The following is an 11,981-nucleotide window of genomic DNA, read 5'->3' as shown; positions in this document are numbered from 1 at the left end:
CTAATGTTTGCAGCAGGAAATTTTGTATTCTATAAATGGCTATTTATTCAGTGACAAAAGCAACCTTAGTCAAACCCGCAGTACTGGCGGCAGCCAGCACTTGCGCCACCATATCATAACGGGTGTCTTGATCCGCCCGCAAATGAATATTCGGATTACTACCATCTTTTGATGTTTCTTCAAGCCGCAATTGCAATTGCGCTAACGTCAGCGCTTCCTCATCCAAAAATAGACCATTGTCTTTATCAATGCTTATTTGCAATATCTCATCAGGCAAGCCGCTTACTGTGGCATTGGTATCGGGCAAATCCAGTGGTACGGTTGGATTCATCACCGTGGCTGTGACCAAAAAGATAATCATCAGTACCAGCATAATATCAATGAGCGGAATGAGATTCATCTCGCTCATACCTTGGGTCTCTTCATCACCTAGATGGAATGCCATACCTGCCTCCTTATTTTTCTTTATTCGTCAGTTTATCGAATGAATAGCCACTGTCTATACTTTGCCATCAGCAACTTGACTATCAGTCACTTTGGCACCAGTCACTTTGGCACCAGTTGCTTTAACGGGAGTTGCTTTGCTATTTGCTAGCATACTCGGTCGCATTGACTCGCCTAATAGACCATGCGCAATGTCATTGGCTCTATACAAGATTCGGCGATTCATACGCGTAATAACGTTATAGAAAATCACCGCAGGAATCGCGACCGCAAGACCTAGACCAGTCATAATAAGCGCTTCACCTACTGGGCCCGCTACTTGGGCAAGTCCTGCCTGCCCACTATCACCAATACTACGTAGCGCATGGAATATGCCCCACACTGTCCCAAATAGCCCAATAAAGGGTGCAATAGCAGCAGTCGTACCGAGCAGCGATAACCCTTGCTCGCTTTGATAACGATATCGACCAATCTGCTGTAATAACATCTGTTCGGTCAGAAGCCTGCGCTCTTCTGGGCTAGCTTGCAAAGTGGACGGTATCTGATTGTGTATTTGCTGAGCTAAGTCAACGACGACGGTTTTAGCCAACTGATGGCTATAGTACAGTCGTAAAATCCCTGTCACCCAAGACACAATCGACAAAGCAAATAATGCAAAAAATAAACTCTTAGTAATGATATCCGTATATTGCCAATAATCTGTAAAATCCATATAGACTCCTAAAAGCAGTTAAGTAGCTAGTGAGGCTGACAATACATTTTTTATGAACACATTCTTCATATAGTCGGTTTAATCAAAAAAGGAAAACGAGCTATTACTTAGATTAAGGTCGCTCATATATTAATGACATCGGTACAATGCCATTAACAGGTCGCTCATTTTGTTGGAACGGTTTAAGTTGTCCTGCTCTGACTTGAGTCATCGCTGCAATATCAACAATCTTATTACCCGATGATTCGAGCAATTGCACATCCGTAATGTAGCCGCTTTTATCGACATGAAGCTCCAATAATACAGTGAAGATATCGCCTGATTGACTAGTCACTTCGCGCCAAATCGCCGATGGTAGGTCTGTTTCAGGTTTCTTCTGATCAAGCCAGCTGGCTTGCTCCTCCAAAAAGTCAACTGCCTCATCATTGAGATTAAGCTGTTTTCGTTTCTCATTACTCCTGCCAGCCTGCGCTTGCAGCAGCTCTTGTCCCGCACGTTTTCTACCTTCTTGCCACTGACGTGCTTGATCACGATTGAATTGTGCTGTCACTGATCGGATTAACGATGCTATATCTATATCTATCTCTTCTTCAGCCTTAACCTTAATCTTAACTGTTTTTCTCGTCTCTTTTATGACCAGCCCTTGCGTTGACATACCTGTTGATTCAGGGCTGACCTGTTCTGTCATCGCTTGAACCAAGGCTACAAGATCCTGTTCTTCTTCCGTCATTTTTTTGGCAATTTCTTCCGATTCTTTGGTCGTATTTTTCTGTACCAAGACTGGCAATTGAGTTTCTTTTGTTATTTTAGTCTTTTCTGGGTTTGACTGATTTTTTATTGGATCAGATGGTTGTTTTTTTGGTTCAGAACTTAAAGGTTTGATAGAATTTAGCGGTTTACTAAAGGTTGGCTCTGACACAGCATTTACTGACTTAGCTTCTACCTGTTTAGTATCTGATAGTTCAGCGGATTTTTTCTCTGATTGCGGCAGTCGTTGAGGAACAGAGTTAGATTTTGTAAGGATATTTTCGGCACGACGTTCTGCAGTAGCCGCTGCGGATGATTTTGGCAATGTCACTAGCTCTAATTGGATTGCCTGAGGCTTAGCCGCTTTAGCCTCTAAAATTTCAGGGCTATCCATAGATATCACAGCCCATACAGTAAGACCGTGTAATATAATCACAAAGATAGTTATCCAAGCACTGATAGAGCCGCTGAGACGGGTAGATGGATTTAGTATCATGATGATTTATTAGGCAGCCTATTAGAAATAGCAGTTGAATAATTGTCCATCAACGATAGCAAATATTTGCCTATAAGCGTCAGATTATATAGTAATTTTTATGGAGTGCTGAAGTAGCTTATTGTGCTTACAGTAATGAATGTATCTATTGCAAGAGCAGGACTGATATTACAGCCGGCTTTCATTATTAGTGAAGCGCTTATGAGTGGTAAACTGGTCGTAGTCTTGCTAAAAATTGCACTGAGGCTTTGGGCTTATATATAGTTTATGCCCACATTAAACTGCTACCACAGAAGGTGAGACGCTTTATTAATTTTATGGACGGGTATTATGGTACACCACCGTACTGGGACGAGCCTATGACTAAAAACTAGCCATTATTATTAATGTTAAATATGAACGATACTATTTTTTTGGCATTAATATCTTGAATTTACTTAGATTAACAATGGCAACTGATAAAATTCAGCATATATCGAGGTGCCGATCAGTACACATACAATATTGAGCCAGACCAGACGAACCTGAGTAACTGACCAACTTATCTGCCAATCAATTTTGTCACGCGTCCTTAGCCACTCTGTCACACTAATCGCTACTGTTAGCCATAATGCGCCTACCAAATAACCTCCCAGTACATCGCTCAAATAATGCTCATTCAGCAAAATCCTGCTTAATCCTACCAATAGTGAGAAAAAGACAGTAATCACAGCTATCCGAACTTGCGTGGCAAAGTTGCGACTAAAACGAATGGCCATATAAGCCAGAAAACCATATAACGCAACCGTAACCGTCGCATGTCCACTGGGAAAAGAATCTGTCTGCTCAAACAATAAAATATCTACTGGTCGCGTGCGATGAAATAATAGTTTACTGAGGAAAGTAAATATCGTACTTCCTAAAGTGGCTATTAAGAACCCTACTAATATATAGGGTTGGCGAATCACCCAGCATAGGATACAGACTAGCAATACAATTAAACAGGTCGTTGCAGTAGAGGCAAAGCTAGTAATAAAAATAAAAAACGTGACTACAGGCGACTCACTCAGCATACTCATCTGCTGTGACACGAAAAAATCCGTTGCCACAATAGTATCTGAAGTAACAACATCTTCAACCAAACCAAAAAACAAAGCTAAGATATAACCTATGACTAAAAATAAAACCGTCAGAGGCAATCCATAAAAGTGCTGTACAGTGAGCCTTTGCAACGAAGCATGATACAGTTTTGGATAGTTATTTTTTAAGCGAGTGAGTCGTTTGCTTTTTCCAAAATATTGTTCGAGCACCGTCCAATATGTCGGCACCTGATTCAGTACCTTCTGACCATAGCGAATTACCACATACTGTAAAATCCATAAAACAACCACCACTAATAGAATAAAGACTTCTAAAAGGAACAACTGCTGATTTTTTTGGATGAGCGTAATCATGAATGAGAAGTCTCTTTTACAGCCGTTTTTGTGAGTATTTCATGAGTTTTTAGAGTATCAGATACAATCTGATCTTCGTTATCTATTATGCATTTAATCTAGGCTTCTTAACATCTTCTTAACAGGGTAATTGTTACCTTAGAGAATAAAATTTATCTCACTCTATTAAGAAGTCTGTGTATGTCAAAACACTTAATTACCGATCTAGCCATTGCAGAAACCCATAATATAAGTCTTGCTAAAAATAATAATGCAACCTTCGATAAAAATAAATTTTATCATCGTGAAGTCAATCTTACTTATCTGATTATAGTGGTTACGCTCTATCTCGTTGCTACTGCAAATATTGGCTTCTTTAAACAAGTATTAACGATCTATCCGTTTGCTGATAACATTGGTTTTATCGTTTCTCTGACTGGCTTACTGTTTGGGCTGATGTGGTTATTGTTTCAGCTATTATGTTATCGACCGACAGCAAAAGTAGTACTCATTGCTATGGTGCTGATTGCGGCAGTATGTGGTTACTTCACCGATGCTTATGGAACGATATTTGACACTGGCATGTTGGTTAACAGCTTGCAGACAGACCAAGCAGAAGCGATGGGTTTGATAGCACCAAGCTTTATTGTTCGACTGCTACTATTGGGTGTGCTACCTGCTTTTTTGATTAGTAAGATCCGTATAAAGCGTTTGTCTATAGTTCGCTCAATCGTGCAAAAGGCAATCACCTTGATAACGTCTATTGCGATAATAGCGGTTTGCCTATTACCATTTGGAGATCAATACGCCAGCTTTTTCCGCCAGCATAAAATAGTACGTAGTTATACCAATCCCATTACCCCTGTTTATTCTGTTATCAAACTCGGTACCGATTACGTTGATGAGCTACGCCGCCCTGATACCTTGATACTGCATGCGCCAGATGCAAAGCGTACCGCAGCCGTCAGTAGCATAACGAAACCTAAGCTGATGGTGTTCGTAGTCGGTGAAACGGTTCGCGCTGACCATATTGGCTTGAATGGCTATAAACGCGATACGATGCCGTTACTTGCCAGCCAGCCGGATATCTATAGCTACAAGCATGCGACCTCTTGTGGTACGTCAACTGCTTATTCAGTACCTTGCATGTTCAGTTATGCAAACCGAAGCGATTACGACGTTGACACTGCTGAATATAATGAAAACGTGCTTGATACCCTCAACAAACAAGGCGTTAATGTTATCTGGCGGGACAATAACTCTAGCTCTAAAGGCGTGGCAGATCGAGTCACCGTTGAGGACTATAAAACGCCTAAGCTAAATCCTAATTGTGATATTGAATGTCGTGATATTGGCATGTTGGACGGTTTTGATACTTTAGTTAAGTCGGACACAGGGATCAAGACAGTTGCGAAGCCACAAGATACACTGATTTTATTACATCAAATGGGCAATCACGGTCCTGCTTATTACCAACGCTATCCCAAGGAATTTGAAGAATACAAGCCAGTCTGCATGACCAACGAGTTATCTAAGTGTGATGCTCAATCCGTTGTAAATGGTTATGACAATGCGATTCGCTATACCGATTACTTTTTAAATGCCGTCATAGATACGCTAAAACCCTACGAGCAAGATTATGATGTGGTGATGGTATATATTAGTGATCATGGGGAAAGTCTGGGTGAAAACAATGTATATTTACATGGTCTGCCGTACGGTATTGCGCCGAATGCGCAAAAACAGGTGCCAGTCATTATTTGGTCACCTAAAAACAATGGCATCAATCCTAAGAGTCTGTCTAATATGACCAATCAGCCAGTGTCACATGATTTTATTACGCCAACCTTATTGCATTTTTTTGGTATCACTACTCAAGAAGTAGCGTCAGAACCAACCTTTTTTAAAACGACCCATTAAACTATTTCTATTCAATTCACGCTTTTTGTAGATAGTAGCCATTATGTATAAGATACTTATTATTGAAGACAATCCTGATATCGTAGCCAATATCTATGCTTTTTTTGAGCCAAAAGGTTTCGAGTTGGACAATGCCCATAATGGTCTGAGTGGCTTAGCACTGGCTTCAAGCAATCGCTACGATGTTATATTGCTCGACGTGATGCTTCCCGGTATGGATGGTACTAAGCTGTGCAAAACGCTTAGAGAAGAGCTGCATGATAAGACGCCCGTATTGATGCTGACCGCGCGTGATACTGTTTTGGATAAGGTTGCAGGGTTTGATAGTGGTGCGGATGATTATTTGGTCAAACCTTTCTCATTGGTTGAATTAGAAGCTCGCATCAAAGCATTAATACGCCGCCATCAAGATGAACACTTTCAGCACAATATAGAAGTTGGCAAGCTGTCTCTAAATACTGAGGAACACAGTATCAAACGAGAAGACAAACCATTAAAACTCACCCCAACGGGATTCAAAATCTTACACACTCTGATGATTGCCTCGCCTCGGGTAGTCAGTAAAACCGAGCTTGAGGAAAAAGTATGGGGACAAGATGTGCCAAGTAGTGATGCGCTTCGCACCCATTTGCATAGTGTGCGTGCGCAAGTTGATAAACCGTTTGATAAAGTCATGATAGTAACAATGGCTGGTGTTGGTTACCAAATTATTGACCCAGACAAAATTTGAAAATTCATAATACAATTTAAAGATTGAAGTTTACTATAAGTAGTTACGCCTGTACTTCCCTATCTATTACCTGACTCTAAATAAGCACCTGCCATGTTCACTATAGAATCCATCGCTAATAAGTTTCGAATCTCCTATTTCTTATTTGCCTTACTGCTTTGCACAACGTTCGTCAGTATTTTTATGTATGCTGAGATGCGAATCGAACAGGACTTAGTGAAAGGGCGTCTTTTACAACAGCTACAACTTAGTCAAGAAAAAGAAGGTGAACAGGCGGCTTATACAGCAAATCCTGGTATCAAAATTTATCGTTATGACAGTGCGCCTGAAAATTTAAAAGCGATAGCAAACGAAACGGTTCAAGAGATGCAGGTAACCGTGAATAATCAAACGGGCGATACTGAAACGAATCTTCATTTTTTTGCCCATCAAAAAAATGAACAAAAATATATTTTGACCTACTTAGAAGGGTCGGAGATGGTGATGGAAAACTATCCTGTTTTAGCCATCTTCGAAGAGCTAGAGGATATATTTGCAGATGCACTAAAAATTGCGGTTGTTTTGAGCTTGCTTATTGCAGCGCTATTCTCTTACTTATCCTCTAAGCAAATCATCAAGCCTTTACTAGATTTAAAGCAAGCCGTAGAAACCGATCATCAAAACCTCACTGACTTAACTCATCTACCCTCAGAAGTTGGGGTATTAGCACGCGCTATCGATGAAAAAAATCATAAACTAGAGCAATATCTAAAACGTGAGCAGCTATTTACTGGCGATGTCAGTCATGAATTACGCACACCGTTGACCATTATCATGGGTGCATCAGAGGTATTAGCCTCACAACTTGAAGACCACAGTCGCCTAAGCGAATTCGCCAACCGTATTAGTACGACCGCCAAAGAAACCTCTGAAATCATCAGCGCTTTATTACTATTATCGCGCGCGCCTGAACAGCTGGACACACCGCAAACCTCTATCAACACCATCGCCCTTAATGAAGTGACACGCTTAACATATTTGCTCCGCCATAAACCGGTAACTTGTAAAGTAGTCGCTGAGCAAGATTACATAGCAAATGTCCGCCCTGAGCTGCTAAAAATGGCATTGGGTAATTTAATAAAAAATGCGTTTCAGTATACTGACAATGGTGAAGTCATCGTCACTATCGATGCTGAAAAAATTACAGTCTCTGATACTGGTCTTGGTATTCCCGAAATTATGATGCCTTTACTCTATGAGAGATTTGAGCGTCTGAATGACATAAATACCAGCGATCAGGTAGAAGGTAGCGGTTTGGGTCTTAGCATTGTGCAACGTATCATGACTCATATGGACTGGGAGCTTATGCACCAAGACAATGCTACAGGTGGTAGTACGTTTAGCATTTATTATAATAAATGCCGTATATAAGTCTTCACTGTATTTCATGAATCAACCAATCAATATTGTCTTAACGTTTTCTTAATATCCCCTGTTTTATACTGTTTTCATAAGAACAGTATGCTAATTTTTTGTTTGATTATTTTTTTAATTACTCAAAACATCTAGCGTAACTCAATATTAATGCGTATTAAGAATTCAATATGAATACAATCAACTCTGAATCAAAAAATCAAACGACGGCTACTCAACTGCTTGCACCTAATAGTTATGCCAGTCTTGCTAAAGGCAACAAAGGCCTTTCTCGTATTGCTAAAGCCGCTGATTATTCTCTAGATGGTTTTAAAGCCGCTTATAAATATGAGGCGGCTTTTAGACAAGTATTTTGGCTCAACCTTGTCTTGTTTATTGTAATCATACTTATTCCTTTTGATATCAGCATAAAAATGATGTTGATATTCGCCTCTTTTTTATCCCTTATCGTTGAGCTGTTTAATACGGGTATTGAAGCCAGTGTCGACCATACGTCAACAGAACAGCATCCACTGGCCAAGATAGCTAAAGATGTAGGTTCTGCAGCTCAATTTTTGGCGTTATTGCTTTTGTTTGTCTTATGGGTAATGGCGTTCTGGAACCTTTTATATTAAGTAAGATTCAGAAATTTTCGACTTAATATAATTTAAAAGGAGACTCAATGACGTTAGTAAAAAACACAACTGATTGGACGTGGCTCAAGCTGCTGTGCTTAACGATTATTGCGACATTGACGTTTGAGCACAGCCAATTTGACGTTCGTATTAGCGAGCTTTTCTATATTAATGGACATTGGCTTCTTGAAAAAGGCGCGCAGCCTTATAGATTTATCTTTTATGATTTTCCAAAATTATTATTAATATTATTTGGCGTCTATTTAATAATGATATTAATTTGGCACTATTGGCAACGTCGATACACTAATACTGTGAATGCTAAAGTGTTCTTTATTAGACCAATCGCAGCATTGTCTAGCCGAGAAGTAGGTTATTTATTAATCACTATCATCATAGTACCTACGGTTATCGCAACCCTCAAGAGCTTTACCCATGTTAGCTGCCCAAATAGTTTATTTCTTTTCAATGGTGATTTACCATATCTTAATCTTTGGCAAAACATACTCGCTAAAACGCCTGCGAAGTGCTTTCCAGCGGCGCATGCCAGTGCAGGATTTTCTTTATATGGATTGGCATTTTTACCGACAGTACAAAAATATCGCTATAAAATCTTTGCAATAGTCACAGTTTTAGGATGGACGATGGGGCTATATAAAATGGCATTTGGCGATCACTTTTTTAGCCATACTTTAGTTTCGATGTTGTTGTCACTGACGCTTGCCTGCGCGCTTGCCAGCCTATTTTTCAGAAGGTCTTTAAAATAATAAACTTAGATAATTTATGAGTTGCATGGTGATAATGCCATTGGAAGTTTGTTTTGAGGCTGGCTTATAATATCTTAGATATAAATGTAAAAAAGGTTGTTATCGCTATATTAAAAATAGCGATCGCAACCTTTTTATGATGGTTTTTCTTATGTACTGTTATAAAATTAGAGTTAGAGAATCTGTTAACTAACGTAAATCATCAACGACCGCTAACATGGCAACTAGCGACGCTTCTCCCAATTTAATAGAACGCTCTGGTGACCAACCCGTATCTGCATCAGGTACATTATTGTTATCTATGAACGGCATCTCTAAAGTATTGGCTAGGCAGTCAAAACGTTCGGCCACCCAGTGAGTTGCGAGCGTCATATTCGCTGTACCCGGTGCATCAACGTCATAGCCTTCTTCAGTCTGAAAGTCAGCACTGGCCAGCTTTAACACTTCTGCAAATCTATCACGGAGTCGCGCGAGGCGGTCGTTATAATTGGGCGTCCCTTGAGAGCCAGCAAGGAAGACAAAAGGTATCTCTTCGTCACCGTGTACATCATAAAATAGGTCAACACCGGTCGCTTCCATTTTCTTAATAACATGAAATACTTCAGGGCTTTTTTCTAAACTCGAATTTGACCAGGCGCGGTTTAGGTTCGTTCCGACGGCATTGGTACGTAGGTGACCACGTACGCTGCCATCGGGGTTCATATTCGGCACAATATAGAAGTTTGCTTTGTCTAATAATAATTTGCCAGTCGCATTATCACCGTCTAATAAGCTATACATGAGACCTTCGACCAGCCATTCAGCCATAGTCTCACCAGGATGCTGACGCGCTGTGATCCAAATGTTGCGCTTACTCTCGTCACTACTGCTATCGCCATCACTAATTTTAACCAAGGTTAAGTCGCGCTTATCAAGCGTTTCACCTAAATGCTCTAACGTCACAAATGGGTGCATTTGTACAGCGGCTAATAAATCTTGATGACGCTCATAGCTGTAAGGGGCAAAAAAAGCAATTTGAATGTTTTCACATTCCATGTCTACGTTTATGGTCAGCTTGCCGTCTTTATAAGAGGTGGGCAGGCGGAACCAATACTCACGATCATAGGAAGCAACTGCTTGATAACTCTCCCACCCTCCAGGGAATGCCGCTTCCCCTGCATTCAGGATATTGAGCACATATTGCTCGCCAATTTGACCGGTTATACGAAAGTTAAACCATTGAAAAAACTCGCCACCGACGTCCGGACGAATAGCCAATTGGATATCTTTTTTATCTTCTAAACTAATAACCTCAATATTGCCCGCATCAAAATTCGCCGTGATATGCATAACCTGTCCTTAATCAGTTTTTATGGTAATGCTTTAAAGAATATGTCGGAGTGCCAGATAGCGTAATAGTGTAGCAGTCAACGCAAAAATGAGCTATGCCGAAAAACGCTAAAGCTTAAATTTGGCATAGCCGTATATAAAAATTCCATTGCACCTGCTTGCAGTCACGCTAATAACCTTTTATCCTTTCGCTCTTTACTACCATAAGTGACAAGCTTTATGCGCCTTTCTCCTAACTTGCGATACAAGCAATAACTGCATAATCATGAGTTAGACAATGACATATAACTTTAAACGAAATACTATTCAGCTATTCCGCTTAAAAATTATTTAGCTTAGAAGCTATATTTGGCCATGATTTCGACTTGCTGACCTTTCTTTACTTGCGATAACGTCTTATCGCTTCGATCTCGCCATTCAATACCAAAATCGAGATCTGGTAAATAATTATAAACAAGGTTTATACTTTTTACATTGACGGAAGTATCAGCCGCATCATCTACATTAATCTCGCCATAACGCATATTACTCAGAAGCTTCTCTGTAAATTTATGCCTATACCCTACTGTAAAGCCCGTTTGCGACACAAGTTCACCATTTTCAGCATCACAATCTATAGCTCCAGTTACCCCAAGCGCTTTTCCGACACATACTGTCGAATAGGCACCCATCCCTTTACCATTGAATACGCTCGCATGTAATGAGTCATTACCCAGTTTGAGTTTACCAGCCAAAGAAGCACCGACGCCTACATCTGAATCGTTTCCATTTTTAGCCTCACGCGCAGTGACCGCTAAGTTATAGTTAAGATCAGATATGTTATTCTTATAGCTGATCACCATATCAGGCAGGTTAGCGTCCTCATAAACAGGTTGTTGAGCGGTAAAACGAAGCCCTTTATGGGTATAATGCACCGTCAAATCTGGACGGATATCAGCGCCCCCACCTGAGATGGTTCCTAATCCCGTACCTCGAAAATCGAGCTGTTCAGTCAAAAGCGGGTAGACTGCTAAGAACTGCCCGTTCCATGTCTTACCTACGGTCAAATCATTGACCTGAACATAAGCATGGCGAAGTCGCAAGTCTGAACCGCCATTTGCGGCATTGCCATAAAAATCCCCTTCAATAAAACCCGTTAATTTTTTATCCTCTACCTTCTTAGTGGTTTTCAGATTAATCCGAGATTGCCGTGCATTGCCTTTGAACTCTGACTCGCCTTCATCTGGAGAATAAAATATACCTTCGGCTTTAACATAACCACCGATACTTAGAGTAGTATCTGCATTCGTGACAAGATCTATGGCTTGTGCTTGTGCACATACCCCAAGAACCGCCAAACTAAAAGACAACTTTTTGATATAAAGCATGATCTATACATTCCTTGTATTGTTTGAAAA

The 11,981-nt window shown here is 40.4% G+C and carries 11 protein-coding genes; 5 read left to right on the top strand and 6 right to left on the bottom strand.

Going from position 1 to position 11,981, the window contains the following annotated elements:
• Positions 1 to 43 precede the first annotated feature (43 nt).
• From FQ082_RS00130 to FQ082_RS00110, 4 genes are all read right to left on the bottom strand, one after another.
• Positions 44 to 445, bottom strand: coding sequence for an ExbD/TolR family protein (locus tag FQ082_RS00130; RefSeq protein ID WP_149491572.1), 402 nt, complete (start codon positions 443 to 445; stop codon positions 44 to 46).
• Positions 446 to 499: 54 nt separating this feature from the next.
• The gene (locus FQ082_RS00125; RefSeq protein WP_149491571.1) at positions 500 to 1,156 is read right to left on the bottom strand and encodes a MotA/TolQ/ExbB proton channel family protein; all 657 of its coding nucleotides are present in this window, start codon (positions 1,154 to 1,156) and stop codon (positions 500 to 502) included.
• Between the two features lie 112 nt (positions 1,157 to 1,268).
• Positions 1,269 to 2,297 (bottom strand): energy transducer TonB, encoded by a 1,029-nt coding sequence (locus FQ082_RS00120; RefSeq protein ID WP_262498102.1) that lies wholly within the window; start codon positions 2,295 to 2,297, stop codon positions 1,269 to 1,271.
• Positions 2,298 to 2,836: 539 nt separating this feature from the next.
• Positions 2,837 to 3,832 (bottom strand): phosphatase PAP2 family protein, encoded by a 996-nt coding sequence (locus FQ082_RS00110; RefSeq protein ID WP_149491569.1) that lies wholly within the window; start codon positions 3,830 to 3,832, stop codon positions 2,837 to 2,839.
• Between the two features lie 180 nt (positions 3,833 to 4,012).
• On the opposite strand from FQ082_RS00110, the gene FQ082_RS00105 reads away from it, so the two are divergent.
• From FQ082_RS00105 to FQ082_RS00085, 5 genes are all read left to right on the top strand, one after another.
• Positions 4,013 to 5,731 carry a phosphoethanolamine transferase gene (locus tag FQ082_RS00105; protein ID WP_149491568.1) on the top strand — a complete coding sequence of 573 codons (1,719 nt, stop codon included), beginning with the start codon at positions 4,013 to 4,015 and terminating at the stop codon, positions 5,729 to 5,731.
• A 43-nt stretch (positions 5,732 to 5,774) separates the two neighbouring features.
• Positions 5,775 to 6,461, top strand: coding sequence for a response regulator transcription factor (locus tag FQ082_RS00100; RefSeq protein ID WP_149491567.1), 687 nt, complete (start codon positions 5,775 to 5,777; stop codon positions 6,459 to 6,461).
• A 93-nt stretch (positions 6,462 to 6,554) separates the two neighbouring features.
• Positions 6,555 to 7,871: a sensor histidine kinase gene (locus FQ082_RS00095; protein ID WP_149491566.1), complete on the top strand. Its 1,317-nt coding sequence runs from the start codon at positions 6,555 to 6,557 to the stop codon at positions 7,869 to 7,871.
• Between the two features lie 173 nt (positions 7,872 to 8,044).
• The gene (locus tag FQ082_RS00090; RefSeq protein WP_149491565.1) at positions 8,045 to 8,488 is read left to right on the top strand and encodes a diacylglycerol kinase; all 444 of its coding nucleotides are present in this window, start codon (positions 8,045 to 8,047) and stop codon (positions 8,486 to 8,488) included.
• Between the two features lie 47 nt (positions 8,489 to 8,535).
• A complete protein-coding gene (locus FQ082_RS00085; protein WP_149491564.1) occupies positions 8,536 to 9,255 on the top strand; it encodes a PAP2 family lipid A phosphatase in 720 nt (239 codons plus the stop codon).
• 189 nt (positions 9,256 to 9,444) lie between these two features.
• Here the strand turns inward: FQ082_RS00085 and FQ082_RS00080 are convergent, their stop codons facing one another.
• Positions 9,445 to 10,584 (bottom strand): carboxypeptidase family protein, encoded by a 1,140-nt coding sequence (locus FQ082_RS00080; RefSeq protein WP_149491563.1) that lies wholly within the window; start codon positions 10,582 to 10,584, stop codon positions 9,445 to 9,447.
• A gap of 335 nt (positions 10,585 to 10,919) precedes the next feature.
• Positions 10,920 to 11,921: a hypothetical protein gene (locus FQ082_RS00075; protein WP_262498101.1), complete on the bottom strand. Its 1,002-nt coding sequence runs from the start codon at positions 11,919 to 11,921 to the stop codon at positions 10,920 to 10,922.
• Positions 11,922 to 11,981 lie beyond the last annotated feature (60 nt).

Origin of the sequence: Psychrobacter sp. ANT_H56B (assembly GCF_008369245.1) — a bacterium.
Taxonomy (GTDB): Bacteria; Pseudomonadota; Gammaproteobacteria; order Pseudomonadales; family Moraxellaceae; genus Psychrobacter; species Psychrobacter cryohalolentis.
Note: the sequence above shows the minus strand (reverse complement) of the source record. Positions and strands in the feature narration are given on the sequence as shown.

Coding starts and splice junctions, on each gene's coding strand:
- FQ082_RS00130 (WP_149491572.1), bottom strand. CDS start 445: ATGGCATTCCATCTAGGTGATGAAGAGACCCAAGGTATGAGCGAGATG.
- FQ082_RS00125 (WP_149491571.1), bottom strand. CDS start 1,156: ATGGATTTTACAGATTATTGGCAATATACGGATATCATTACTAAGAGT.
- FQ082_RS00120 (WP_262498102.1), bottom strand. CDS start 2,297: ATGGATAGCCCTGAAATTTTAGAGGCTAAAGCGGCTAAGCCTCAGGCA.
- FQ082_RS00110 (WP_149491569.1), bottom strand. CDS start 3,832: ATGATTACGCTCATCCAAAAAAATCAGCAGTTGTTCCTTTTAGAAGTC.
- FQ082_RS00105 (WP_149491568.1), top strand. CDS start 4,013: ATGTCAAAACACTTAATTACCGATCTAGCCATTGCAGAAACCCATAAT.
- FQ082_RS00100 (WP_149491567.1), top strand. CDS start 5,775: ATGTATAAGATACTTATTATTGAAGACAATCCTGATATCGTAGCCAAT.
- FQ082_RS00095 (WP_149491566.1), top strand. CDS start 6,555: ATGTTCACTATAGAATCCATCGCTAATAAGTTTCGAATCTCCTATTTC.
- FQ082_RS00090 (WP_149491565.1), top strand. CDS start 8,045: ATGAATACAATCAACTCTGAATCAAAAAATCAAACGACGGCTACTCAA.
- FQ082_RS00085 (WP_149491564.1), top strand. CDS start 8,536: ATGACGTTAGTAAAAAACACAACTGATTGGACGTGGCTCAAGCTGCTG.
- FQ082_RS00080 (WP_149491563.1), bottom strand. CDS start 10,584: ATGCATATCACGGCGAATTTTGATGCGGGCAATATTGAGGTTATTAGT.